Annotated in this window: 30 protein-coding genes and 1 tRNA gene; 10 read left to right on the top strand and 21 right to left on the bottom strand. The window is 66.2% G+C overall.

The features are described 5' to 3' along the window. Positions 1-64: 64 nt before the first annotated feature. The 3 genes from OG538_RS19255 to OG538_RS19245 all read left to right on the top strand — a co-directional run bounded on the left by OG538_RS19255 (position 65) and on the right by OG538_RS19245 (position 4,746). Positions 65-2,332: a (Fe-S)-binding protein gene (locus tag OG538_RS19255; RefSeq protein WP_406095199.1), complete on the top strand. Its 2,268-nt coding sequence runs from the start codon at positions 65-67 to the stop codon at positions 2,330-2,332. Positions 2,333-2,528: 196 nt separating this feature from the next. Then, positions 2,529-3,692 (top strand): FG-GAP repeat domain-containing protein, encoded by a 1,164-nt coding sequence (locus OG538_RS19250; RefSeq protein ID WP_406095197.1) that lies wholly within the window; start codon positions 2,529-2,531, stop codon positions 3,690-3,692. A 109-nt stretch (positions 3,693-3,801) separates the two neighbouring features. Beyond that, a complete protein-coding gene (locus tag OG538_RS19245) occupies positions 3,802-4,746 on the top strand; it encodes a YIP1 family protein (protein WP_406095196.1) in 945 nt (314 codons plus the stop codon). Positions 4,747-4,848: 102 nt separating this feature from the next. On the opposite strand, the gene OG538_RS19240 is transcribed toward OG538_RS19245, so the two are convergent. After that, on the bottom strand, positions 4,849-5,349 hold the full coding sequence (locus tag OG538_RS19240; RefSeq protein ID WP_371777508.1) for a phosphoribosyltransferase: 501 nt from the start codon (positions 5,347-5,349) through the stop codon (positions 4,849-4,851). A 6-nt stretch (positions 5,350-5,355) separates the two neighbouring features. Further along, positions 5,356-5,931, bottom strand: coding sequence for a dCTP deaminase (gene dcd / locus OG538_RS19235; RefSeq protein WP_359135377.1), 576 nt, complete (start codon positions 5,929-5,931; stop codon positions 5,356-5,358). A 516-nt stretch (positions 5,932-6,447) separates the two neighbouring features. Between dcd and OG538_RS19230 the strand changes: the two genes are divergently transcribed. Further along, positions 6,448-6,521, top strand: a tRNA-Gly gene (locus OG538_RS19230). Between the two features lie 51 nt (positions 6,522-6,572). On the opposite strand, the gene OG538_RS19225 is transcribed toward OG538_RS19230, so the two are convergent. The 12 genes from OG538_RS19225 to OG538_RS19170 form a co-directional block, all read right to left on the bottom strand. Next, positions 6,573-7,733, bottom strand: a complete 1,161-nt coding sequence (locus tag OG538_RS19225; protein ID WP_406095193.1) for a tyrosine-type recombinase/integrase — start codon at positions 7,731-7,733, stop codon at positions 6,573-6,575. Next, a complete protein-coding gene (locus tag OG538_RS19220) occupies positions 7,733-7,945 on the bottom strand; it encodes a helix-turn-helix domain-containing protein (RefSeq protein ID WP_219572936.1) in 213 nt (70 codons plus the stop codon). The genes OG538_RS19225 and OG538_RS19220 overlap by 1 nt, the downstream gene beginning before the upstream one ends. After that, positions 7,942-9,324 (bottom strand): replication initiator protein RepSA, encoded by a 1,383-nt coding sequence (gene repSA / locus OG538_RS19215; protein ID WP_406095191.1) that lies wholly within the window; start codon positions 9,322-9,324, stop codon positions 7,942-7,944. Before repSA ends, OG538_RS19220 begins: the two co-directional genes overlap by 4 nt. Continuing rightward, positions 9,321-9,515: a hypothetical protein gene (locus tag OG538_RS19210; protein ID WP_406095189.1), complete on the bottom strand. Its 195-nt coding sequence runs from the start codon at positions 9,513-9,515 to the stop codon at positions 9,321-9,323. Before OG538_RS19210 ends, repSA begins: the two co-directional genes overlap by 4 nt. 89 nt (positions 9,516-9,604) lie before the next feature. Beyond that, positions 9,605-9,925: a SpdD-like protein gene (locus OG538_RS19205; RefSeq protein WP_406095187.1), complete on the bottom strand. Its 321-nt coding sequence runs from the start codon at positions 9,923-9,925 to the stop codon at positions 9,605-9,607. 23 nt (positions 9,926-9,948) lie between these two features. Next, positions 9,949-10,104 (bottom strand): hypothetical protein, encoded by a 156-nt coding sequence (locus OG538_RS19200; RefSeq protein WP_123526237.1) that lies wholly within the window; start codon positions 10,102-10,104, stop codon positions 9,949-9,951. A gap of 12 nt (positions 10,105-10,116) precedes the next feature. Continuing rightward, positions 10,117-10,308 carry a mobile element transfer protein gene (locus OG538_RS19195; protein ID WP_385028118.1) on the bottom strand — a complete coding sequence of 64 codons (192 nt, stop codon included), beginning with the start codon at positions 10,306-10,308 and terminating at the stop codon, positions 10,117-10,119. A gap of 21 nt (positions 10,309-10,329) precedes the next feature. Beyond that, a complete protein-coding gene (locus OG538_RS19190) occupies positions 10,330-10,992 on the bottom strand; it encodes a DUF2637 domain-containing protein (RefSeq protein ID WP_406095185.1) in 663 nt (220 codons plus the stop codon). Next, on the bottom strand, positions 10,992-11,195 hold the full coding sequence (locus tag OG538_RS19185) for a hypothetical protein (RefSeq protein ID WP_406095183.1): 204 nt from the start codon (positions 11,193-11,195) through the stop codon (positions 10,992-10,994). Before OG538_RS19185 ends, OG538_RS19190 begins: the two co-directional genes overlap by 1 nt. 84 nt (positions 11,196-11,279) lie before the next feature. Beyond that, the gene (locus OG538_RS19180; RefSeq protein WP_406095181.1) at positions 11,280-12,635 is read right to left on the bottom strand and encodes an FtsK/SpoIIIE domain-containing protein; all 1,356 of its coding nucleotides are present in this window, start codon (positions 12,633-12,635) and stop codon (positions 11,280-11,282) included. A 2-nt stretch (positions 12,636-12,637) separates the two neighbouring features. Beyond that, positions 12,638-12,991 (bottom strand): hypothetical protein, encoded by a 354-nt coding sequence (locus OG538_RS19175; protein ID WP_382343798.1) that lies wholly within the window; start codon positions 12,989-12,991, stop codon positions 12,638-12,640. A 139-nt stretch (positions 12,992-13,130) separates the two neighbouring features. Continuing rightward, positions 13,131-13,910 carry a GntR family transcriptional regulator gene (locus OG538_RS19170; RefSeq protein ID WP_406095179.1) on the bottom strand — a complete coding sequence of 260 codons (780 nt, stop codon included), beginning with the start codon at positions 13,908-13,910 and terminating at the stop codon, positions 13,131-13,133. Positions 13,911-13,928: 18 nt separating this feature from the next. Here OG538_RS19170 and OG538_RS19165 point away from each other — a divergent pair, with 18 nt between their 5' ends. Together OG538_RS19165 and OG538_RS19160 are read left to right on the top strand one after the other, a co-directional pair. After that, entirely contained in the window at positions 13,929-14,396 is a 468-nt protein-coding gene (locus OG538_RS19165) for an NUDIX hydrolase (RefSeq protein ID WP_406095177.1), read from the top strand. 23 nt (positions 14,397-14,419) lie between these two features. After that, positions 14,420-14,629, top strand: a complete 210-nt coding sequence (locus tag OG538_RS19160; protein WP_406095176.1) for an e9imm peptide — start codon at positions 14,420-14,422, stop codon at positions 14,627-14,629. 545 nt (positions 14,630-15,174) lie between these two features. Here the strand turns inward: OG538_RS19160 and OG538_RS19155 are convergent. Genes OG538_RS19155 through OG538_RS19145 form a run of 3 tightly spaced genes read right to left on the bottom strand, consistent with a single transcriptional unit; the run spans position 15,175 to position 17,265 of the window. After that, the gene (locus tag OG538_RS19155; protein WP_406095175.1) at positions 15,175-15,879 is read right to left on the bottom strand and encodes a hypothetical protein; all 705 of its coding nucleotides are present in this window, start codon (positions 15,877-15,879) and stop codon (positions 15,175-15,177) included. Then, positions 15,876-16,922, bottom strand: a complete 1,047-nt coding sequence (locus OG538_RS19150) for a DUF262 domain-containing protein (protein ID WP_406095173.1) — start codon at positions 16,920-16,922, stop codon at positions 15,876-15,878. Before OG538_RS19150 ends, OG538_RS19155 begins: the two co-directional genes overlap by 4 nt. Positions 16,923-16,962: 40 nt before the next feature. Beyond that, positions 16,963-17,265: a DUF6959 family protein gene (locus tag OG538_RS19145; RefSeq protein ID WP_406095171.1), complete on the bottom strand. Its 303-nt coding sequence runs from the start codon at positions 17,263-17,265 to the stop codon at positions 16,963-16,965. A gap of 968 nt (positions 17,266-18,233) precedes the next feature. Between OG538_RS19145 and OG538_RS19140 the strand changes: the two genes are divergently transcribed. The 3 genes from OG538_RS19140 (at position 18,234) to OG538_RS19130 (ending at position 20,854) form a co-directional block, all read left to right on the top strand. Next, a complete protein-coding gene (locus tag OG538_RS19140) occupies positions 18,234-18,608 on the top strand; it encodes a hypothetical protein (RefSeq protein WP_406095169.1) in 375 nt (124 codons plus the stop codon). A gap of 59 nt (positions 18,609-18,667) precedes the next feature. Next, complete coding sequence (locus tag OG538_RS19135; RefSeq protein ID WP_406095167.1) at positions 18,668-20,116, top strand: hypothetical protein; 1,449 nt, start codon at positions 18,668-18,670, stop codon at positions 20,114-20,116. Positions 20,117-20,191: 75 nt separating this feature from the next. Continuing rightward, entirely contained in the window at positions 20,192-20,854 is a 663-nt protein-coding gene (locus tag OG538_RS19130; RefSeq protein WP_406095165.1) for a hypothetical protein, read from the top strand. A 347-nt stretch (positions 20,855-21,201) separates the two neighbouring features. Here the strand turns inward: OG538_RS19130 and OG538_RS19125 are convergent, their stop codons facing one another. From OG538_RS19125 to OG538_RS19110, 4 genes are all read right to left on the bottom strand, one after another. After that, complete coding sequence (locus OG538_RS19125) at positions 21,202-21,510, bottom strand: hypothetical protein (protein ID WP_406095164.1); 309 nt, start codon at positions 21,508-21,510, stop codon at positions 21,202-21,204. Further along, positions 21,507-22,250 (bottom strand): GntR family transcriptional regulator, encoded by a 744-nt coding sequence (locus OG538_RS19120; protein WP_406095162.1) that lies wholly within the window; start codon positions 22,248-22,250, stop codon positions 21,507-21,509. The genes OG538_RS19125 and OG538_RS19120 overlap by 4 nt, the downstream gene beginning before the upstream one ends. Further along, positions 22,247-22,471 (bottom strand): hypothetical protein, encoded by a 225-nt coding sequence (locus OG538_RS19115; RefSeq protein ID WP_406095160.1) that lies wholly within the window; start codon positions 22,469-22,471, stop codon positions 22,247-22,249. The genes OG538_RS19120 and OG538_RS19115 overlap by 4 nt, the downstream gene beginning before the upstream one ends. 522 nt (positions 22,472-22,993) lie before the next feature. Next, the gene (locus tag OG538_RS19110; RefSeq protein WP_406095158.1) at positions 22,994-23,272 is read right to left on the bottom strand and encodes a hypothetical protein; all 279 of its coding nucleotides are present in this window, start codon (positions 23,270-23,272) and stop codon (positions 22,994-22,996) included. Positions 23,273-23,350: 78 nt separating this feature from the next. On the opposite strand from OG538_RS19110, the gene OG538_RS19105 reads away from it, so the two are divergent. Continuing rightward, the gene (locus tag OG538_RS19105) at positions 23,351-24,106 is read left to right on the top strand and encodes a GntR family transcriptional regulator (RefSeq protein WP_406095156.1); all 756 of its coding nucleotides are present in this window, start codon (positions 23,351-23,353) and stop codon (positions 24,104-24,106) included. Positions 24,107-24,280 lie beyond the last annotated feature (174 nt).

Here is a 24,280-nt window from a genome sequence, read left to right as displayed (position 1 = left end):
GTAAGCTTCTGAGTAATCAGCGATCATCGCTGGATCCCACCCTCGCAGGCCCGAGGAGCCCCACATGCAACTCGCCGCGATCATCGTGTCGCTGGTGCTGACGGTTGTCGGCGTTGCGCTCATCGCCCGAGCCGTCGCGCAGATCTACCGGTTCGTCCGCCTCGGACAGCCGGTACCGGCAGGCAGCCGCACCGACGACCCCAAGCAGCGCACGATCACCCTGGTCAAGGAGTTCCTCGGCCACACCCGGATGAACCGGTGGGGCATCGTGGGCTTCGCGCACTGGTTCGTCGCCATCGGCTTCCTGACGCTGCCGCCGACGCTGCTCCAGGCGTACGGACAGCTCTTCAAGGCCGACTGGGTCCTGCCGATCATCGGTGAGTGGCTGCCGTTCGAGCTCTACATCGAGTTCATCGGCCTGATGACGACGGTCGGCATCCTCGTGCTGATCGCCATCCGGCTGCTGAACCTCCCGTCCCGGGCCGGCCGCAAGTCACGGTTCGCGGGCTCGAAGGCCTGGCAGGCGTACTTCGTCGAGTACGTCATCCTCGTCATCGGCCTGGCGATCCTGACCCTGCGCGGTCTCGAGGGCGCGATCCACCACGTCGGCGGCTACGAGGCCGCGTACTTCGTCTCGTATCCGCTGGTCCTCGCCTTCAAGGGACTCGCACTCGGCACGCTGCAGAACCTCATCTACTTCGTCGCCATGATCAAGATCGGGACGTCGCTGATCTGGATGATCACGGTCTCGCTCAACACCAACATGGGCGTCGCCTGGCACCGCTTCCTCGGCTTCCCGAACATCTGGTTCAAGCGGAACGCCGACGGCGAGGTCGCGCTGGGAGCACTCCAGCCGATGACCTCGGGCGGCCAGGAGATCGACTGGGAGGACCCGGCCGAGGACGCCGTCTTCGGTGTCTCGCAGGTCGAGCAGTTCTCCTGGAAGGGCATCCTCGACTTCTCCACGTGCACGGAGTGCGGCCGCTGCCAGTCGCAGTGCCCCGCCTGGAACACGGGCAAGCCGCTCTCGCCGAAGCTCCTGATCATGTCCCTGCGCGACCACGCGCACGCCAAGGCCCCGTACCTGCTGGCAGGCGGCGGCAAGGACATGGAGGGCAACGAGAAGGCGACCGAGGAGCAGCTCAAGGCCGTCCCGGCCGCCGCCCTCGCGGAAGCCGAGCGGCCGCTGATCGGCACGGTCGAGGAGAACGGCGTCATCGACCCGGACGTGCTCTGGTCCTGCACCACCTGCGGTGCGTGCGTGGAGCAGTGCCCGGTTGACATCGAGCACATCGACCACATCGTCGACATGCGCCGCTACCAGGTGATGATCGAGTCCGCGTTCCCGTCCGAGGCGGGCACGATGCTCAAGAACCTGGAGAAGAAGGGCAACCCCTGGGGGCTCGCCAAGAAGCAGCGTGTCGAGTGGACCAAGGAGGTCGACTTCGAGGTCCCGATCGTCGGCAAGGACGTCGAGGACCTCTCGGAGGTCGACTACCTCTACTGGGTCGGCTGCGCCGGCGCCCTGGAGGACCGCGCCAAGAAGACCACCAAGGCCTTCGCGGAGCTCCTCCACATCGCGGGCGTCAAGTTCGCGATCATGGGCGGCGACGAGAAGTGCACGGGCGACTCGGCCCGCCGCCTGGGCAACGAGCCGTTGTTCCAGCAGCTCGGCCAGGAGAACGTGGCCATGCTGAACATGGCCTTCGGTGAGGACGACGAGGACGACTCGACGAAGAAGGCGAAGGCCTCGAAGAAGATCGTCGCGACCTGCCCGCACTGCTTCAACACCATCGCGAACGAGTACCCGCAGCTCGGCGGCGAGTACGAGGTCATCCACCACACGCAGCTGCTCCAGCACCTCGTCGACGAGGGCAAGCTGATCCCGGTGACCCCGGTCGAGGGTCTGATCACGTACCACGACCCCTGCTACCTGGGCCGTCACAACAAGATCTACACGCCCCCGCGCGAGATCATCGCGAAGGTCCCGGGTCTGCGGAACGAGGAGATGCACCGCCACAAGGAGCGCGGCTTCTGCTGCGGCGCCGGTGGTGCCCGGATGTGGATGGAGGAGCGGATCGGCAAGCGCATCAACAACGAGCGCGTCGACGAAGCCCTCTCCCTGAACCCGGACATCGTCTCCACCGCCTGCCCGTTCTGCCTCGTCATGCTGACCGACTCGGTCAACGGCAAGAAGAACGACGGCAAGGCCAAGGAGTCGATCCAGGTGGTCGACGTGTCGCAGCTGCTGCTCGACTCCGTGAAGACCCCGGCCGACCCCGCGGGGGAGCCGGAAACGGCTGACGCGCCGGAGCCGGAACCGGTGAAGTAACCGGAAGCGCGCCACCGCGTTGCACAAGCGGCCGGACCTGCCTCGGGGGCAGGACCGGCCGCTTCTGCTTGACCGCCACGGTGACGCATGATGTGGGACGGCCGCGACCAAGGTGGCGGCCAGGACGAAAGCGCCGTGCCGGGGCCGGCCAGGACGTACGAGGTATCCCCGCGGGGGTGCGCATCGGAGGTATCCCGTGCGGATACGCATCGCAAGGGCGAGAACGACAGCACGAACCGGCGGACCCACCGGAGCGGCGACCGCGGCGGTCGGCGGCCTCTGCGTACTCCTGCTGACGGCCTGCGGCGGCTCCCCCGCCTCCCAGGCCCCCAAGAACGGCGACGCCCCTCCCCGCGCGCTCTCCGGACTGGCCGGCGCCGCGCGCCACGCGGTCCCGCACGGCACCGGCAGCCACACCCCGGACGACTTCAACGGCGACGGCCACCGCGACCTCGTCCTGGACGACCTGGTGAAACCGACGGCCGACAGCCACGGCGACGATGCCGGGATCGGTGTCGTGTACGGCTCCGCCACCCGCGGCCTGGACCCTTCGGTACGCCAACTGCTCAGCGCGCGCACGAACGCCGCCAAGATCGGCGACACCCTCCCCTCGGCGTTCGACGCCGAGGCGTCGTGCGACCTGGACCGGGACGGCTTCACCGATCTGATCGTGGCCACCGACCCCCCGTACAACGGCATCGGCCGTCCGCCCGTACCGCTGCAGATCCTCTTCGGCTCCCCCGCGGGCCTCACCGGCAGGGCGGTCACCCTGCGGATCCCGGACCGGGCACGCTTCGGCAACGCCTGGCCCGACCACCCCGTCTGCGGCGACTTCGACGGCGACGGGAGCCCGGACCTGGCCCTGACGGCGAGCGCGGACCGGCTCAGCTTCCTGCGGGGTCCCTTCACCCGCGACGGCCGCCCGCACGCCGCCGGCGGCACCCTCCCGGGCGCGGGCCCGGCCCTGTACGCCCCCGAGCCCCGGACGGACACGGACGACGACGGGTACGACGACCTGGTGTACACACCCGTCCCCCACCGGCCCGGCACCACCGGCAGGGGCACCCTGCTGCTCGGCAGCCCCGACGGACCGGGCCGGCCGGGCGGCCCGTACCGCTTCGAGGCACCGTCCGACCCGCTCCCGGCGGCCCCTCTGCGCAGGCCCGCGGACGGCGCCTCCCCCGCTCGTGCAGAAACGACCCTCCTCCAGCGGTACGCGGACTTCGACGGCGACAGCAAGCCGGACACGGTGGTCCGCACGCACCGGGGCGAGACGGCGGACCTGATCGCGCTGTACCCGGCGGCCACGCCGGACCGCCCGCTGATCACGTTCACCAGCGCCCTGTTCACAGCGGGCTGAGGACAGCCCCCCAGGGTTCCCTTAGGGGATGTCACAGCTAGGCCGCAAAGGCGGGCCAGTTCCCCCGCCCCTCCCACCCGACCCGTGCGGACCAGGTACGTTCGATTACGTGGCTGGATTCAGGATCGGACGCGGCCGGGACAACCGCACCCCGCAGCAAGCGCGACAGCAACCGCGGCAGCAGCCGTACGGCAATCAGGCACCACCGCCGTACGGACAGCAGCAATGGCCGCCGACAGGAGGCAACGGCGCCCCGCCCCAAGGCGGCGGCTACAACAACGCCCCCGGATACCAGGGCGGCGGCTACCACGCGGGCGGCTACAACAGCGGCGGGGCGGACGAGCCCGAGTACTTCGCCGACCCGCACCCGCAGCCCCATCACCCCCAGCAGCACCACCAGGGCGATCCGTACGCGAACAGCCCCGGTCACACTCAGGCCTTCAGCATCAACGAGGACCCGTACGGCGACGGCAACACCTACCGCGCCGGCCAGGCCCCCGCCCAGCCCGCAGGCCCGCGCCTGCACTGGAAGCAGCTGTTGAGCGGCATCGTGACGCGCCCCGGGCCGACGTTCTGGCAGATGCGCGACTACCCCGTCTGGGGCCCGGCGCTCATCGTCACGTTCCTCTACGGCCTGCTGGCCCTGTTCGGCTTCGACCAGGCCCGCGACGACGCCATCAACGCACCGGTCGGCAACGCCATCCCCTACGTCGTCATCACGGGCATCGGCTTCGTGCTCGGCGGCCTGGTACTCGGCGCGGTGACCCATACGCTCGCCCGCCAGCTCGGCGGCGACGGCGCGTGGCAGCCGACCGTGGGCCTCTCCATGCTGATCATGTCGATCACGGACGCCCCGCGCCTGATCTTCGCGCTCTTCCTGGGCGGCGAGAACTCCCTGGTCCAGATCCTCGGCTGGCTCACCTGGCTGGCGGCCGCGGCCCTGTTCACCTCGATGGTGAGCAAGTCCCACGACCTGCCGTGGCCGAAGGCCCTGGGCGCGTCCGCGATCCAACTGCTCGCCCTGGTCTCGATCCTCAAACTGGGCACGATCTAGAAAAGACCGGGCACGCTCCAGAAAAGAACGACCGAACGCCCGAGAACGCAAAAGCCCCCGCAGCCCCGGAACGGGACCGCGGGGGCTTTCGTCCCCCGCCTGTCAGGCGTCCAATACCTGCCCGCTGCGCCGCACGACGGGCTTCTCCACGCTCCACGGGAAGTTGATCCAGCGGTCGGTCTTCTTCCACACGTACTCGCACTTCACGAGCGAATGCGACTTCTCGTAGATCACGGCCGAGCGCACCTCGGCGACATGATCGATACAGAAGTCCCGGACGAGCTTCAGCGTCTTCCCGGTATCGGCGACATCGTCGGCGATGAGGACCTTCTTGTCCGAGAAATCAATGGCGTTCGGCACGGGCGCCAGCATGACGGGCATGTCCAGCGTGGTCCCGACACCCGTATAGAACTCCACGTTGACCAGGTGAATGTTCTTGCAGTCCAGCGCGTACGCCAGACCACCGGCCACGAACACCCCGCCGCGCGCGATGGACAGCACCACATCGGGCTCGTACCCGTCGTCGGCCACGGCCTGTGCCAGCTCCCGCACGGCATGACCGAAGCCGTCGTACGTCAGGTTCTCCCGCACGTCATCGCTCATCGGACATCACACCTGGGTCCGGTGGAAGTTCATGTACGAACGCGACGCGGTCGGCCCGCGCTGTCCCTGGTAGCGCGACCCGTACCGCTCGGAGCCGTACGGGAACTCCGACGGCGAACTCAGCCGGAACATGCACAGCTGACCGATCTTCATCCCCGGCCACAGCTTTATCGGCAGCGTCGCCAGGTTCGACAGCTCCAGGGTCACGTGCCCGGAGAACCCCGGGTCGATGAACCCGGCCGTCGAATGCGTCACCAGCCCGAGCCGGCCGAGCGAACTCTTGCCCTCCAGCCGTGACGCGAGATCGTCGGGCAGCGAGATGACCTCGTACGTCGAAGCGAGCACGAACTCACCGGGATGCAGGATGAACGCCTCGTCCCCGTCCGGCTCGACGGTCCGGGTCAGATCGGCCTGCTCGACGGCCGGATCAATATGCGGATAGCGGTGGTTCTCGAACACCCGGAAAAAGCGGTCGAGCCTCACATCGATGCTCGACGGCTGCACCATCGACGCATCGAAAGGATCAATACGTACGCGTCCGGCGTCGATCTCGGCCCGGATGTCCTTGTCTGAGAGAAGCACCCACCGAGGATACGCAGAACGCGCGGGCCCGCCCCCATCGGGCCGCCCGCGCGCCTGTCGCTCGCTCTCCCGCCGCTCGTCTGCCGCTCTTCTACCGCTCCTCGAACACCACAGGCACGGCATGCCGCAACCGCGCACAACGAGGACAGCGGATAAGCCGCCCTGGACCGATCCGCCCGGGCCCGAGCTGCTGCATCGGGAACGAGGTGGTAGCGAAAACGTGCCCTTCGGCACAGCGGACGACGGTGCGCTCCATGGAGTCCATCAAGTCCCTTCCCCATCAAGCCGTGGACGAGAAAGCCACATTAGGGGATGAACAGGACGCCATCGCACGCGGCACTCCGACCACCCACGCTACGCCCCCAACTCCCGCCCGCCACACCCGCATCCACTTCCCACCCACCCCGGCAACCTCCACCGAACCCCCGCCACGACCCACACCCGGGCTCACGCCTCGGGGGGTCTGCGATGGGGTAGAGTGTCGAACGATGCGTCGCTGGTCAGACAGTGCGTTACGCGGGTGTAGTTTAATGGTAGAACATGAGCTTCCCAAGCTCAGAGCGCGAGTTCGATTCTCGTCACCCGCTCCATGAAAAAGCCCCAGGCCAGTGGCCGGGGGCTTCTTTGTTGTCTGGACCAGTTCAGGGGTCGCGCACCAGATCCGCACCAGAAGGCCCCTGATCAGCCTTCTTACGGGCGGACCGCACGAGGTCGTCCAGCCCGCTCGCCACTTCCTGCTGTCGCTCAAGGTCCGAGTGCTGGTAGATCAACGCGGCCTTCTCCGACGACTGGCCGGCGCGGACCATCGTGTCCTTGAGGGTGGCTCCGGACCGGGTGGCCAGGGTGTGACCGGTGTGACGAAGGTCGTAGAAGCGAAAGCCCTCCGGCATACCGACGAGCGCGCGAGCCCTGCGCCATTGCCGCCCGAAGGTGGAACGCCGGAACGGCTTGCCCTTCTCCCCCACGAACAGAAGTCCGTCCGCCCCCTTCTCCGCGTACCAGTCGAGGTGACGCCGGAGGTCGGTTCGGAGAAAGGCCGGCAGGACCACGACCCGCTTGCCCGCATCCGACTTGGTGTCGCCAGGAGCGCGGCGACCGGTGGTCAACTCGGGAGCCGCCATGCGGACCCGGATGGTCATCTCGTCCAGGTCGACGTCCTTACGCCGGAGCTCGGCCTGTTCCTCCGGGCGCATCGGACCGTACGCACCGAGGTAGACCATCAGCCGCCAGCGGGGCCCGAGAGCATCCGCGAGCGCATCGACCTGGGCGACGGTGGCGATCTGGCGTTCGGCGGACGACTCCTTCCCAGCGCCCCGGATGCGGCAGGGGTTGCGGCGGATCAGCTCGTCATCGACCGCGGTTTCCATGATGGCCTTGAGCAGCCGGTAGGCCTTGGCCACGGTCGTGGCTGCTCCGGTGGACGACAGCCGCTCGGTTCGCCAGGTACGGACACGGGGTGCGGTGATCTCGTCGAGGTCCAGGCCCTCGAAGGTAGGCAGGAGGTGGAGCCTCAGGAGGCGTCGGTACAGCTCATCGGTGGTGGCGGAGAGACCTCGCTCATCCACCCATTGGAGGGCGTACTCCTTGAAGTTCACCGCCCCGGCGTCCGGGTCCTGCCAGTTGCCGCGCGTGAGGTCCGCTTCGACCTGGGAGAGCCAGACTTCGGCGTCCTTCTTGGTGTCGAAGGTCTCGGGTGCTCGGAAGTCCTGTCCGTCCGGGCCCAGGTAACTCGCAGTCCAGCGGCCGGACCTGTACTGACGCACGGCACCGAAGCGCCGGCGGCTTCCCTTGGCGTTCCCCATCAGGCAGCCCTTCCGTAGCGGGAGCGACGGCGGCGGATCGGCTGGACGGTGTTGCCCTCGATGTACGCCTCAAGGACGCTCGCCTTGATGCGCACGTGGCTGCCGACCTTGACGAAGGCGATGCGGCGCTCGGCGACAAGGCGGCGCGGAAAGCGTGTGGTGGTGCCGAGGCGTTCGGCGGCTTGGTCCACGGTGAGCAGGGGGTCAGTCACGACCGTTCTCCTTCCAGGTCGGCGAGGGCTTCGCGGGCTGTCTCTCGGTTGTGTTGCAGGTCTTTGGCGATGGAGGCGGCGAGGACGCATTCGCCGGGGCTGTGGCCTTGTCCGGCGTATTGCCAGTCGGTGAGAACAAGGACGGTCGGGTCCTGGTCCGGGTCGGGGAGGCCGAGTTCTTCGCGCTGTTGGGCGGCGCGGTAATCGGCGCGGATCTGGCGGAGTGCGCCGAGGGTGGTGGAGTAGCGGCGGGACTTGGTGGAGAAGTGGCCGCGGAAGCCGAGCATGTGTGCCCAGGCCCTCAGTCGCCGGTCCGGGTAGAGCGGGTCGAGGTCGAAGCAGGCTTCGATGAGGCGGCGCGGGTGGTCGGGTACGTCGAGGAGGGCCAGGGCCTCGCGGTTGCCGATGCGGCGGTCGACGGTGCCGGTTGTCTCGGCTGCTTTGGTCGCGTACTTGGCGACGTAGGAGGCGACGGCCTGTTCGGTGATGTCTGTCCCGGCGTCGAAGGCGCGGATGGGGCGGATGTCGAGCTGGGCGCCCCAGCGCAGTGAGCGGGCGGGTTGGCCGGCGGCGGCTGGGATGGTGATGGTTGTGTACGCGTGTGCGGTGGCGGCGCGGATGGAGTCGCTGAGCAGCTGCACGGAGGCCCAGGAGGGTGGCGGGCTGTCGGGTCCGTCCGGGCCGTCGAGGCGAATGACGGCGTGGAAGTGGACGGCCCCGCGCTTCTGGAACTCGGCGACCTTGCCGTACGACACCCGTGCGGTTTCCTTGAGTTCGCGTTGGGTGAGGCCGGCGCGGGCGGCGATCTCACGGCGGAGGCGGTTGGTGAAGCGTTGCCAGAGGTCCCCGGCGTGGTTGTTGAAGAGGACCGCGCCCGCGTAGTCGTACGTGTCGGGGTTGAGCGGGGTGCCGAGGGCATCGTCATCCGTGCTGTGGGTGGTGGCGCAGCGGCAGCGGCCGGAGTCGGGGCGGTTGTGGACCGGACCGAAGGACGGGGCGGTGAGCGTGGCGAAGACGCGGGGGTGGTCCCGGACGGTGGCGGGGACGTCTTTGTCCTGGTCGCCCGCGAGTCCGGCGCGGATCAGGTGGTAGGTGTCGGCGGAGTAGGTCCAGGCGCAGGCCGCGCAGCGTGAGGCGCGGCGGTTGCCGCAGGCGACGCGGAGTCGTCCTCCGGGCTCGGCGCTGGTGGAGTAGCGGTGCAGGGTCTGGCCGGTGGTCCTGTCCTTGGTGAGGGTCCAGCCGGAGAGGTGGATGGGGTTGGAGCAGCCGCCGGTGCGGCGGATCTGGTCCTGCCAGCGGTCGAAGCCGGTGGACCCGGCCACCCGCAGCAGATCGCCGAGGGTGGCCGGGTCCAGGCTCGCGAGGATCGAGTCCGTCACGCGTGCTCCCGCTGGACGACCGGGGCGGAAGTCGCGGTGCGGGTCGAGCCGGTGCCGCGGCAGAGGCGGCAGGCGACCAGAAGGGTGGCGCGGGTGCCGTTGTCGAGGAGCGTCCCGGTGTCGATGGCGACGACGGGGAAGCCGTTGCAGTCCGGGCAGAGATGCGGCGGGGCAGGGCTGTGCTGGGCCATGATGGCGGTCCTTTCGGCTGCGGTTGGAAGGGGCCGGACTGTCCGGGCGGCGGCGATGCTTGGCGGCTTGTGCGCCGTCCGGGGGCCGGTCAGCGGTGCTGGTCTGCGGAAGTGATGAGCGAGCGGATGACCAGGGCGCAGATGGCGACGGATGCGCCGGTGACGGCGACCGCGAGGAGCATCGAGACCAAGACCGCGCCGACGACCAGGACGACGGCCGTCCCACCACCCACAAGTGCGACGACGGCGCCGGGCGTGAGCTGGACGGTGGGCCTGGCCGCAGTAGTCGGGACAGTCAGCGGGGCAGGGCTCGGCGGGGTGTGCTGGACCACGGCGGTCGGCTCGACGACGGTCGGTCGGGTGATGAGGCCGGTGGGCTGGGGCATGGTCGGAACCTTGGGCTTGAACATGGTGGATCTCCCTTCGCGGGTGGTTACTTGACGGCGGTGTCGATGGCGGGGGCAAGGAGGCTGTCGGCGAGGAGGTAGCCGCCGAGCAGGAGGACGGCGACGAGCCACAGGGGCGGGCGGATGAGCTTGATGCCGAGCCAGCCGACGATGATCAGGGCGAACCAGAGCGGGACATCCACGGGGCCGTTCTCCTATCGGGCGGTGCAGCGGTGGGTGCGGGCAGCCAGCTGGGCGGCGCTCTGGCTGGAGTAGTCGGCGGACCAGCCGCAGCGGTCAGCGGTGCAGACGGCGGCGTGCTTGGTCTGGCCGCGGTGGTCGCGGTGGGTGCCGATCTGTACGGGGCCGATCCGCATCACGGAGTGGAAGTGGTCACGAGCGGGCATGGCGGTGGTTCTCCCGTCTGGTCAGGCGAGTTGGGCGGCGATGGTCTCGGCGAGCTGTGGTGGGACGCCGAGCCGGGCGCGCAGGGTGTCGGTGTCGATCGGGGCGCCGGTGCGGGCGTGGTGGTCGGCGGCGAGCTTGCGGGCGTGGTCGACCAGGGCGGCCGGGACCGGCGGACCGGCGGGGGCGAGTGCCGGGGTGTTCTCGACAGCCGCGGCGATCGGCTCGGGCTCGGGTGCCGGATCGGGGGCGGGTTCCCGCTCGACTTCTGTCGCGGGATGCGGGACCGCGGGTGCCGGCGGAACTGGCTCCGGCTCCTCGGCGGAGTGCGAGTGGGCGAGGAGGGTGCCGCCGAGGAAGGCGAGGGCGGGCCATCCCGCGATGCCGAACCGCAGCCAGGCCGGCGGGTGGGTGAGGTCGAGGAATCCGGCGGTCGCGACGTTGGCACCCAGTGAGGCGAACAGGGCGATCAGGAACCAGCACCAGGCCAGCCGAGACGGACCCTCGCTGCGCAGGCGCCGCCAGGCAGCGACCAGGAGCAGGTCCACCGAGATCGGGTAGGCCCAGGCCTTCCAGCCGTCCTGCCCGGCGGCATTGGCGAGGTCGTGCAGGTGGGCGAAGGACAGGGCACCGGCGATGACGGCCTGGACCAGGACGGCGTCCACGCGGAACGCGGGGCGGGCCATCAGACGCCCCCGGGGTGGTCCGTGCCGCCGATGGGGTCGTAGCCGGGCGGGAACATCCCCGGCGGCGGCTCAGGAAGCGACACGGCCAGGGACGGCCCAATGGAGTCGATGAACGCGTCGTCGGCACACGGCATTTCGGCGTACAGGGCCAGGGCGCCGAGCATCAAGACAGTGCGGTGGAAGTCCTCGATGTGCTCACACATGGGAGTCGGTCTCCCTTCCTTCAGGCATGGAGCGGGTAGGGACCTGGCGCGATGCGGTCGCGCCGGCCGGGAGTGCGGGAGGACTCAGGCCGTGGCGGGGGTGGCCTTGGCGAGCGGCTCGGAGGCCGGGGCCAGGGAACCGACCACGGGGTGGAAGGCCGCGAGGACGGGCAGGGCCGGGGTGCGGTCGGCATACCGGTTGCAGATGTTCACAGCCTGGCGCAGCGAGGTGTGCGGGGCGCGGATGCGGGCCCAGCCGCCGGAGGAGTCGCCGGTGACGGCGATGCCGGGAGTCTCGGTGGGGATCTGGATAGCGGCCAGGACTGCGTCCGGGGCGATGTCGCCGAAGGCCATGTTGGCGGAGGACTCGTCATTGACGCGGTGGGCGGTGCGGCCGGTGAGCTGGGCGCGGAGCATGGTGATGCCCTTGCCGAGTTCGGAGCCGAAGCGCTGCCCGCAGATCTCCAGGTAGATTCCCGCGGCGCGGCCGAGCTGGGCGAGGCGGACCAGTGCGGTGATGATCCGGTCCCGGCGCCTCTCTTCGTCCTTGGACGCGAACAGGGCGAGTTCGGCGACTTCGTCCACCAGGACCACGACCGGCACCGGGCGCAGGTGGTCGGGCAGGTCCCAGATGTCAGCGGCTATTGCCGCGTCCGGCACGTTCACCGTGATCCGCTGTTCAGCCCGGATCAGTTGGTAGACGTTCTCCATGTGCGTGACGAGCGCTTCGAGGAGCTCCAAGGCGGTGTCGGGATTGTCGGCGAGGGCGGAGAACCGGCGTGCCAGCGGGAAGAGTTCGACGCCCTGCTTGCAGTCGATTCCGACCAGCGCGACGTCCATGGGCGCGAGGCCGGCCACCAGGTTGCGCTGGTAGACAGACTTCCCCGACTCGGTGGCGCCGAGGGTGAGCCCGTGCGGAACGCTGCGGTAGTCGCGGTAGTGGACTGCCCCGTCCTCGCGCAGGGCGACCGGCACCCGCATCGGTGCAGGGTCGGTCTTGGCGGGCATCTGCACCCGCTTGAGCACGTCGTATCCGGTCATCCGTACTTCGACGACGCCGGAGCGCAGTTCGCGTGAGGTCACGCCGTACATGCCGAACGAGTGACGCAGCCGGTCCGAAGCGGCGGAGACGTCGAACGCATCCTGTCCGGGGCGGAGCTTGAGGCGGAGCACCAGGCCGGTGCGGGTGGGGTGGACGCGCAGGATGCGCGGGGCGCGGGACTCCGGCACGGACCGGTTCGCGATCCGGGCAAGGGCGAGACGCCAGCGGGAGGGCGGGACGGTCAGCCCGCACGCGTCCATCACGGAGACGTAGCGGACCAAGACCCGCAGAGCGGCTAAGACAGCGCCGAAGGCCAGCCAGTACCAGGAGGGGCGCCGCCACCGCAGGATCACTGCGGCAGCGACAACCAGCACCAGGGCGACCGTGAAGCCGGTCATGATCAGGCCGCCTTCGAGGCAGACGCAGCGGCGGCGAGCGAGGTGACAGCGACCGCGCGGAACGCGATCCCGTGCCGCTTCTGCCCGTTGAACTCGTTCTCCCACGCCGAGGCCACCAGCCCCGTCAGCGCAACCGGGGTGCCCATGGCCAGATCCTCGGAGACGCCCGGCTGGGGAACGGTCAGCTTGAGGATCTCCACCTCGTCGGGCGTGGAGAACATGACCTCCACCGTCATCAGCGTCACGCCGTCCTTGTCCAGGGCGATCTCACCGGTACGGCGGTCCTTGACCTTGGGCTGGGGAGCCTTGGCGACCATCACGGTCGCGTTCGTGGTGTCGACGGGAATCTGACGCACAGCAGATCACTCCTCTGTAGGTGCTGAACTCCGCCACTCATGTACATGAGTGACATGAAGAAGAGTGCATTACTCCTGTACATGAGTCAACCCGCTACGAAGAGGAAATCGCAGCGGGCTGGGGTGAGTTGAGCGGACGTCAGTCGGTGGCGGGGATCCGGTAGCTGAAGACGAACTGGTCAGCGGCCATGAGGGTGTCGCAGACCTCGACCACACGACCCTCTTCGGTCACGGCATCTCGGATGAGGTGAATGACCGGGGCGCCGGGGCTCAGCGCGAGTTCGGAGGACTCCGCCTTCGAGGCTGGCCGCGCCTGGAGGGTCTCGACGAACTCCGCGAAGACATGACCGTCGTCTTCAAGACGGGCGTAGATCCCACCGGGGCCGGGGTTCTCGGAGAACAGCTCCGGGATGTCCTTCACAACGTCCCACGGCAGGTACGACGTTGCAGTCTCGACCGGAGTGCCGTTGCGGAAGTAGAGGCGGCGACGGGCCAGCACCTTGGCCCCGGGGTCCACCCCGAGGCGTTCCGCGATGTCCTCGGGTGCGTCGGCGGGGCCGATGAACAGCACGCTCACCTTGGCGGTCGCGCCGGCCTGCTCCGACTCCGCGAGGTAAGCGGCCTTGCCACCTTTGCGATGCGAGCGCCGGAACCGATCGGAAGACCGATGACGCACCGGGGGCCGTGCCTTCACCAAGGACCCCTTGCCGTGCCGGGTCTCCACCAGGCCGCTCGCACGGACCTCCACCATGGCCTTCCGGATCGTCCCGCCGGAGACTCCGTAGCGGTCCACCAGCTCTGACTCACTCGGCACCATGTCGCCAGGCTTGAGGACACCGGCCCGGATCTGCTGAACGATCTCCTCGGCGATCTGAACGTACCGAGGTACGGCCCTGTCACCTCCTACTGCTGTTCCCATCGACCTACTCACTCTCCTATGCTCCTGTACATGAGTAACAGCGCCCAGGAAGCTCCGTCAACGCCGAAGCACAGTGTGTCCGTGGCGGGGGCTGTCGTGCGCGAGGACGGCCGACTCCTGGCGATCCGCCGCGCGGACAATGGGACATGGGAGTTGCCGGGCGGAGTGCTGGAGCTGGACGAGTCCCCGGAGCAGGGCGTCAGCCGCGAGGTCTTGGAAGAGACCGGCATCCGCGTCGAGGTCGACGAGCTCACGGGCGTCTACAAGAACACGACCAGGGGCATCGTTGCCATGGTCTTCCGGTGCAAGCCCTCCGGGGGCACCGAGCGGACATCAACCGAGTCAACCGCGGTCGACTGGCTCACCCCGGAGCAGATCACCGAGCGCATGTCCGAGGTCTACGCAATCCGCCTACTCGACGCCCTGGACGGGGCTGGCCCGCACGTGCGGAGCCACAACGGCCATCGGCTGAACAAGACACAGTGACGGCTCCGGACCCTCGCGAGAGGATGAGCCGTGACGAAGCGCTACCCCTCGTCCAGCGCCTCCTGGACGGCGACATTGCCAGCGAAGCGGAAGGCGACGAGATCCTGGACGCCCTGCACCGCGGACTCGCATGCCCCCACATCAGCGAGTACATCTACTGGGACTTCGATCCCGACCTAAGCGCTGACAGGATCATCGATCGAGCGTTGGCCTACAAGCCGATCGCACTCTGACTCGAGCAGCGCGGTAAGAGTTTCTCTACTTCATCAAGGCACCCGGCTGCGCTCCGCTCCGCCGGGCGCGCTTCCCGGCTCTGGCTGCTCCCACGCTCCTGCCTTCGGCCCGCTCGTCGCTGCCGCCGCCGACGCGCGCCCGCAGTGGATAGGCCCACGGGCATGAGTCGAGACCAATCCGCGGGCCAAAGACATGCCTCCGGCGGGGGCGCTACGGCACCGGGATGGATCGGGCGCCGTTTGCGGGTGCCGGCGGATTCGTGGTGAGCGTCGTGGGGCTCCCATCCCGACCACCTTCGCCCCAGGCGAAGCCGAGCAGACGAGGCCCAGGGCGCCAAGGTCGTTCGTACAGTGGCGCGCTCCACCTTGACGCCCTGAACCACGCCCGCTCCACAGAGCGTGGGTCGAAGGCGGACGGGATGGGAGCCGGGGTGAGTGGTTGTGGTAATGCAGGACTCGCCCTGATGGCACAAAGATGCGCGCAGAGGGCTCGGTGTCGTGCCGTAGCCCGAGCTGCAGCACAGCCCAGGCAAATACGACGCAAGCTACTGACCACTGAGTTTCGATTGGATTGGAATTCGCTCCTCGAACCAATAGCAGATATGCAACAGCGCGTGATCGAGCAAGGCAATCAACTGATCCACCATGTCGATCAAAGACGTTGGCCGCTTACTCCGCCCGACATCCACCGGATCGGCCTCCCAGTGTGCAACATCATTGCGCTTATCCTTGATCTCTCTCAGCAGGAAGACATCATTCGGGGAGTTACGCCAGTCCCCCGGCAAATCCAAAAGTGCCCATAGCGCCTCAAAGTTTTTCTGCCCGATCGTAGAACCATCCGCAAGCTTCAGGGAATCGCTGAAATCCTCGACTAGTCGCAAGTCTCCGGAATGTGCAACTGCTCCCTGAAGAATTGACGTGCGGGCCAGCAAGGCACCTATTGTACCTTCGCCGCATTTCCTAAATGCGGCAGCCTCCAAGGCTGCAATCAAACCCAAAGGAAGGCGATTACGCGGAATTCTTAGCGCGGCAACGTCGGTAGCCAATGCTCTAGGGAGCTCCCGCATGAAACACTCCAGCACTCCACCCATGACTACATATGAAAGCGCCCTGCCCATAGCCAGGAAACCATCACGATCGAAGGCCTGAGGCTCCACCTGAGTGGATAGGTGATGCAGGCGCCGACGTTCGCGAGCGAGGCGGCCCACAGCTTCCGAGAAGATATTCTCGACCGCACCGTACGACGTCACGACATGAGCTCTTCGGCGCGACTGATTCTATTCAGCAGCATAGTGCGGGTGTTCGTGGCGCCGGTGCTGAAGTTAACGAGCTTCTCGTCGTTCAGCCACCCCGAGGGCGGTGTACGCGGGGCGACCCCCTTGCGAAGGAGGCTACCCACCCCCACCAATACAGCCTCGAATTGATTTAGAGGGGTGATCGACAGCTTTCCCCGCAAGAAGGGTCCGTTGACGACCGACGACAAGAAGGCCACCGACTTCTCGAAGATCTCCCGATCGGCCACCAAATCCGTATCGGCAGATCTGTCACGCATATATTCATTTAGGAAGTTTGTCACCTTGCCGTCGAATTCGGTGGAGCGGTCCAAATAGGCAAAGAATTTGAGCACCAACTCTTCCGGGGTGCCATTTGTTTGGTTCAATTTTTGCAGTTTAAGCAAGGATTTAAATTGCCTGTTCTGTGACAGGTCTTCGAGAAGTTCATGGAAAGTGCCCCGGAAGATGCAACTGCGAATCTCCTGAGCCGTGAGAGCAACTGCGCCTGCATTGAGCCGGCGGAAGAGCTCAAAGCGGACTTCGGGTTCAGACTTATCGCTCAAAACCTGGACTCGCAGAAATCGCCGTTCGAGCGTCATCCGAATTGGGCGAGGAAGCTCTTCGTAGGTCAAGTCACCGAAACCGACTAGGGTCTTGAGTGACTTCAAGCGCAGAGGCGTGACGCTGAACCGGAACTTGTCCGATTCGGGTGCGTCCACACCCATGAAGCGCAAAACTGTACAGATACGCTGGAGTCCGTCAACCACATCCCAAGTGGCGTCGCGATTGGTTGCCACGAAAATCGCTGGAACGGGGAGCCCTAGGAGGAACGACTCGATCAATGCGGATTGTGTTTCGTCATCCCACCGGAATTGGCGTTGATACGCGGGCGCGATCTTGATTTCTTGCTCAGAGACCATGCGCACCAACTCGCGCAAGGAGAGGTCGAAGTAGTCCGTGTCAACAGAGCGCCTGTGGCGGTCTAGTTCATCGAGGAGTCCCGCTTCATCCAACAGCATGTTGTCGTTGTATCAGACCGCTGCAGAGCTCCGCATGGCATCACAAACCTGTGGGCTTCAAGCTCTTGGGGCACTGGTCCCTCCCAACATTGCTCGGGGAGACCATCGGGCTCGGCCGAACCCTGGGGGACCGATGGCCCTGAGCACCGGCACAATGAAGGCTGGCGGGTTTGCAGGCCGCAGTCGCCTCACCTCGTTCGCAAGCCTCCAGCACTTCGATGACCTCGCTGCGAAGGACGGCGGGAGTCGCCTTGGATCGGCAAACCCGGGAACCGTCGGTCGGACAGCGCTCCACCGCCTTGTTCCCGCCGTCCGTGAGCAGCTCAGCCTCAACATGTTCCATGAGGGTCATCCCCACTAGACATCAACGACAGAGGATCAGCTTGCTGTTGGGCAGAGTGCGTGGCCGGGCTATACGCGGCCAGACGCGCTGTCAGGCACGCCCGATCGGACTCCCAAAGCGGTGGTCACAGGGCTAGGTCGTCGGTGGCAGAGCCTTCACAGCTGCGACTGGCCGCACCGCTCGACGACCCGGCTCAGCAGATGGTGCGATCTGTAGAGCACAGCCAAGGCTGAATTGGTGGTGTATCGCTGAACCCGGCTGCTGAGGGGCCACGTTGCGATAGACATGCACAACGTAGCGATGGCGAGCGGGCCCAGACGGAGGTTCAGCATGCGGGGACGAGAGCTGCCGTATACCAGTGCATATGACCAACGTGACGCGACGGAGTACATGCAGGCGTGTTACGCAGCCGAAGGCGTCGACCGTTCCAGGGAACCGGCGGTATTGGTCCGCGCCAGCGCTGCCGGAAGCCGCGAGGTCTTTCACGGTAACGAGCACTGCGGCCTCATGGTCGGCGACGGACGGCACCTAGACGATGCCAGTTGGATGCTGCTGGGCGACGCACAGGGTGCGCGGTATCGCCCGTGCGAGCGCTGCGGGCCCCCCGCCATGTTGCGCTCACGTCGTGAGTCAGAGGCACGAGCTGAGTGTCTAACTGCGTGACAACGCCAGCGGACAACGACGGACTATCGCGCACAGCTGCGACCCATCAGCGCAGGTGGCATCGGCACCGGTTCAAGGTCGGGCGCCCGCTCAAGTTGCTTCGGGACGAAGCGGTCTCAGTCCGGTCGCAATGGGTGCCACGTCCGCAGTTGTCTGTCCTCGTCTGTGTAGGGGTGGCGCTGCTGCCTGGCCAGGCGGTCCGTCATTCTGGCGGGTGTCGACGGACCGCCGTGGAGCAAGAGCGGATGGGGGACCGCCGGCAAGTTGAGGTGGCCTTGGACAAGGGGCGACGGTTGCTCGAAGGGATGCCGTACCCCGAGAACCTGGACAACCACTACCGGCTGGTCGGCGAAGACAAGCTTGCGCGCACGCTCGCCGAAGAGGTGCTAAGGGCAGGGACAGACTTCGACGGCACCGAGCGCTCACCGATGCGCAACGCGGGGGCGCGGGTCACGCTCGGAGTCACGGCGGCGCGTGAGGGCGACTTGGAGCAGGTACTCATCATGGGTGAGCGAGCTCTCGAAGGGGACCGTCAGTCGGTGCCGTCCTTGATCATGACCAGTCGCGAACTCGCCGCCGAGATAGCTCCGAGCCGTCGGCGCAAGACCTTGCACGACTCCACCACCTGGGGAGTAAAAAGCCTGGGTTCTTGCCGCAGGAACCGGAAGCAGCTGAGGTAGCAACCAAGAATGTTCGAAACCGGTGGCGAGAGCAACCGCGATCCGCCACACTTCCTTAGGTGACGTCTGAACCCTCAACCGCCGAAGGCAACTCTGTCTATTCAGGAAAGCCCTTTGAACTGGCGACCAGGATAGAGTATCTAGCCCTTCGACTTGTCGGCCAAAATTGGAATACACCAAGTGATCTTTGGCAACTCCAATTGGATTTCCTTCAGCTGCAACAAGACATACAGAAGGAGATCGCCGACACAAAAGGTCGACCCAAGAACAAAAAAGCTAGCTCCGAGCCGCTGGAATCGCTGAAGCTATGTCGATGGCTGGCCAGACGCCTCGGCGATGCCTTCGCATGGGCGCTTCTGAATGACAGGCGCCTCCTTTACCCGTTTTCGCACAATGACCCGGTTCCGATTCCACAGAAGGGTTACGGAACCCAGGGGCTTCTAGCGATTTCACAGCACCTGTCTAATGACGGTTGGGGATTCCCCCTCCTGCATGACATCACCGATATTATGCGGATCGGAGACGTCACGTTCATCAAACCCGATACCAGCGAGCATCGAACGATCGAGGTTAAAACACGGCACCTCGGAAACTCCGTCGGTGATGATGGTGACGATTTGGCGCGCTACAGCGTCGACATCAGTTTTTTGGAGATGCGGCCAGAAAATTCCAGCGCGAAACATGACCATGCCCCGCCCGCTCGCCCTATCTCCGGCGACTCCGAAGAAGTGCCCCGGAGCAAGCGCCCAGATCGGAGGATCGGCCGCCAGACGCAACGCATGGCCAACGTAGTCATGTACAGCGAATCCAAAGTCGACACAATTTTTGAGGTGGACGGCCGTAAGTCCATCAAAACATACGTTGACTCTACCCCCAATCATCACTGGGAGGATGTTCGGCGGATAATCGCAGACGCGAGAAGCACCGGTTATGCGAGCACATGCATAGACGGATCATTCCTGTACGCCGCGCTGTACTCTCCTACAGGGCTCACTCCGGAGACCATGGACAATGCACGCTTCGTAACCGACGTTCAAGAATCTGGGCTTCTCGCAACCGAAGGACGGCACGAATGCAGCCTAACAATCTCAACGATCCCTGAAGAGCAGGGACGTAGCGCCCACCTTTATCTTCCCTTCTACCTCTATCGAATTCCCCCTGAGTCGATATCGGATCTGATTCACGGCCGCCTACTCATCACCGTTTTCACTAACGCCGGCAAAATAGCCTCAGCGCTCGAAGGGAACGGGATTGAGGTTGACATTTCAGACGCGAAAAACCCTCTTCACTCCATGGTGTTCTCTCACGAGGAGATGGACGGCGACGGATTTAGGTATCGAGCCGAACTGCGTAACATGCAACTACACATACGCGAAAGCATTTACGAGTTTCGCGGCGTTAACTATCTGCGGGACATAATAACCCAGATGCGCAACACCACACGCATAGCTGTGAATGAAATATCACCGCTTAAGCGTGATGCCGGGGACCTCACGTCAGACACCTAACCTGGACGCCTTGACATACCGACGGTGAATACCGCTAGCGCCGACTCGAACACGCCCGCACTTAGGGGGAATGCAGTGACAGGCAAGCAGCTCACGCCGCAGAACGCGACGATCACCACCGCAACCATCCAGGTACAGGCTCTGACCATCGGCAAAAAGCAGGTCACCCTCGCTGTCTTCCGGCAGCTCGAAGACGAAGCCATCATCAAGCCCCTCGACGCTGGCTTGGCCGGCGAACCCTGGGGGCGCGTCAACTACCACCCAGACAAGTGCGCCGATGACAGAGAGCACATCCACGTCGTCTGGCAGAAGGGCTACGATCTGCGCCGCGCCACCGTATACGCGCCGTCAGTTGCCGCGTACAAGCACCCAACCGCTGGCCTGTACGTCGAGGCCCTCATAGCCGAAGGGCTCGATCACAGGGACCCCCGAGCCAGCAGCGCTGGGGGAGCCGATCGCATTCAGGTGGTCAAGGCTGGGCGAGAGGGCGGAGTGGGCCTCACGCGCTTCACGCATCACGGCGTGCAGTTCCATGGGCCAGTCCGGTCCGACTTCCTCACCGTGTTCCACAACCACTACCTCCGGCGCGACGAGGACGAGAGCCTCTGGCAACGAGTACGGCATGTGGCTGGTCCCGAAGCTACGTCGGAGAGCATTGCCACCGGCATCCCAGCCCTCGCCTACAACACTTCGTGGCGACAGCTGAAGGACCTTCCGCAGCTGTTCATCGCGGTCTAACAGCACGATGGCGAGGCCCGACCGAACCATGCCTCGGCCACCTCCCTAGGCTCTCCAGCTCTTCATCTGATCAGCGCAGATACAGGAGTCAGCCGCCCCACATGGGGGGCCAAACAGAGGGGCAAACGCAGCGACTCCGCCGAAACGGTCCCGGACTCTAATGGACAGTGCCGGAGCCGAACGAGCAGGTCGGGTGTCCTCAACCAGGGTCGCAATCGCTTTCGGGACGAAGCAGTCCTCAGGCCGTTCAGTGGAAGGCGGCCTGTCAGAAGATCGAGAAGCCCATGGCATCTGGTCTGGTCAGAGCCACGGGCCTCTCTTGCCGTGCCGGTCGGCGGGACCGTAGATCAATAGGCGGACTCACGCAGATCGCTCGCTGCACGGAGGTGGCTGCGGCTCGTTGCTACGCGGTAGACGTCCCGTAGAGCCCCGGTCAGCTCTTTGACCAGGCACCGCATGTCGTCGAGGGACGTCCCCTGGTTGTCGAGAGCGTCTGAAGCTTCCTCCAACAGTGCTCTTGCCGTGCCGAGTTGAACCGCTTCGATGTTGTCAGCGAGGCCCGACATGTAGCCGTCTGGGTCGTCAGTACTCAGGTAGCAGGGCTTGTCCCCCGGGCCCGACCATGGGAGGAGCCGGAGTTCGTTCGGTGTTGTCATCCTTGGGTTGGCCTCTCGTTGGGCACGTGGTGAGCGGTGAAGACGGCGTCGACTCGGTCTCCCGGAAAGGCGAGCAGCGCGGCTTCGACGACGCGACCGGTAGCGTCTGTGGCAATGCGCGTGACCGCGAGAACGGCCATGCTGTTTCCCAGCCGGAGGGCCGAAGCTTCGTCCGGTGTGGGAGAGCGGGCGCAGACCGTCTCTCGGACGGTGGCCGGCGGCGCGCCGAGGACGGCGAATCTCGTGACCGCTTCCCGGCACGCAGCGTTGTCGTCGAGAACTCCGGCCGGGGCCAGGTCGCGTGGGATGTAGATGCGGGCGAGGCCGTGCGGCGATCCTTGTTCGAGACTGAGGCAGGTGTACTCCGCGAGGGGGCTGCCCGTTGGCACCTTCAGCAATGTCGTCAGGTGCACCGAGGCCGGGACCGTGGTGCTGCGAACTGTGACGCGCAGCGTTGGCTCGGCGGCGGTCCAGGGGTCCAGCGTGCCCCAGCCGCCGACGTACATGATCTTGCGGCGGGGGCGACGGACGAAGTTGCCCTTGCCGTGGATCTTCTCGACGAGTCCTTCGCCCTGGAGTACGGCGAGAGCACGCCGCAGGGTCACTGTGCTGACCTTGTACCGGGCCGCCAGGCCGACTTCGGACGGTAGGCGCTCGCCGGGCTTGATGCTGCCCGTTGTGATCTGGTGGCGGAGATCGTCGGCGATGTCGTGGTGACGAGAGGGCACGGCGCCGGTCACCGCCTTGTCATCAGTCGTACGGCGACGAGCCGAGTACGAGCGTGTATGGCCAGCAGTTCGCCCGACTCGAAGACCAGTTGTTTTGCCCCATGGGGGAGTTGAAAGAGGTCTCTCACCCGGCATGCCTGGCCGCCGAGTTGAATGACGTCGCCGCGCTGCACGGTGGCCGCCGTGACCTCGATGTGGGAAACCAGCGCGCCGATGGGGACTTGAGGCCTCACAGCGTCACCTCCACGGCCGCGGACAGTTCGGGCGTCGAGTGGCACGGGCAGTCGCACCCCTCATAGATCACCGGGACGTCGACCGGTGCCAAGAACGGGGAGGACTCAACGCAGGAGGGGTGTGTGCCGATCCGGCACGCGATCGAGCGGTAAGGGACGGAAGTGGTGTCCGCGCCGCGCGGCTGTTGACGAGGAGGCATCAGCGAACCTCCGCGAGAGCCGACCAGGCATCGGCCGCCAGGCGAGGCGCGACGACCACCGCTCGTGTCCGTACGCGCGCTTCCCACGCCAACAGGTACGGCCGGACAAGCGCGACGTCCTCACCCCTCAGGGGACGACGATGAACCGCGCCAGCCGAAGCCTGCCCCAGGGCGACGGCGCAGCGTCAGCCGACGCGGCGCAGGTGGGAACAGTCAGCGGCCGGGAGGGCGGTAAGGGGCGGCGGCGCCGGCCCTTAGGGAAGTACCGCTCTCTGGTGAGCGAGGCGGCACGGCGGATACGGTTGAGCATGCTGGTCAGCTCCTATCGCTGATAGCCCGGTTCCCCGACATCGCCCGTCGTGGGGACCGTTTTGCGTACGACCGCCCATAAGGTGCGGCCGTTCAAGCTGGTGGCCAGGAGTCCGAATCGATCGGCATCGGCCACCACGTCCAGGACGTCCCGCCAGGACTCGGCGGAGAGGGTTTCCGGCACTTCTGCCTCGACCGTCGTGAACCGGGTGTGCTCCTCCACGCGCGTGGGGAGCCCGGCGGCGGACAGCCGGGCGGCGAGGGCCGCCGCACTCACTCCCGAAGCGGACACAGGGCAGCCTCCGTCACAAACAATCACTTTCAGTGAAGCTAGTTAACTAGATTAGGCCTAGTGGACTAGATTTTCCATATGTCTGAGCAACCGCCGTATCTCCGCATCGCCGACGAACTCCGGCAGCGCATCGCGGAGCACGTCTGGGGGCCGGGGGACCGCCTCCCCTCCCGCGCGCAGATCGGCCAGGAGTGCGGTGTGGGCGAGAACGTGGTGCGCCGGGCACAGGAGTTGCTGATCTCCCAGGGAGTGTTGGAAGGCCGGGCCGGATCGGGCACCTACGTCGCCGAAGCCCGGCAACGGGTTCGAGTCGTGCGGTCTTCCGCACGCGAACAGCCCACGGGGTCCCCGTTCCGCCAGGACATGAAGGCTCTCGGCAAACAGAGCGACTGGGAAAGCCGAACCGAGGCGAAGGTGCCGGCCCCGACGGAGATCGCCGCGCGGCTGGGGATCGCCGAGGGCGAGCTGTGCGTGCGGACGACGTACGAGTTCCTGGCGGACGGCAGGCCGGTGCAGCTGTCGACAAGTTGGGAGCCATACGACCTCACCGCCGGCACCCTCGTTGTCCTCCCCGAAGGAGGACCGCACGCCGGCGCAGGTGTCGTGAACCGCATGGCCGTGATCGGAGTGACCGTCAGCCATGCGGTGGAGCAGCCCGAGCCACGACAGGTGACTGCCGAGGAGGCGTCACTACTCGGCATCCAAAAGGTCGCACTCGTAACGCACATCCGGCGGACGTACTACAGCGACCAAGGCCGACCCGTGGAGACAGCGGACATCGTCGTACCTGCAGCGCACTGCGAGATCGTCTACGAGATCCCGATCGACCGATAGCGAGCGGACATCCGACACCCTGGACATCCGAAGCCGCGCCCAGCCGCGCCCTAGTCCATACCCGGATGAGGGAAGGAGGGCTCTGAGATACACCGCTCTGAGAAGAGTGGTAGGGACTGGCTGCCAGGGGCTCGAAGTCATCCAAGGATCCCAGGCCCTGATCGCACCCGGTTA

Origin of the sequence: Streptomyces sp. NBC_01013, from assembly GCF_045162765.1 — a bacterium.
Taxonomy (GTDB): domain Bacteria; phylum Actinomycetota; class Actinomycetes; order Streptomycetales; family Streptomycetaceae; genus Streptomyces.
The sequence above is the reverse complement of the archived record's forward strand: the minus strand, read 5'-3'. Positions and strand labels throughout refer to the sequence as shown.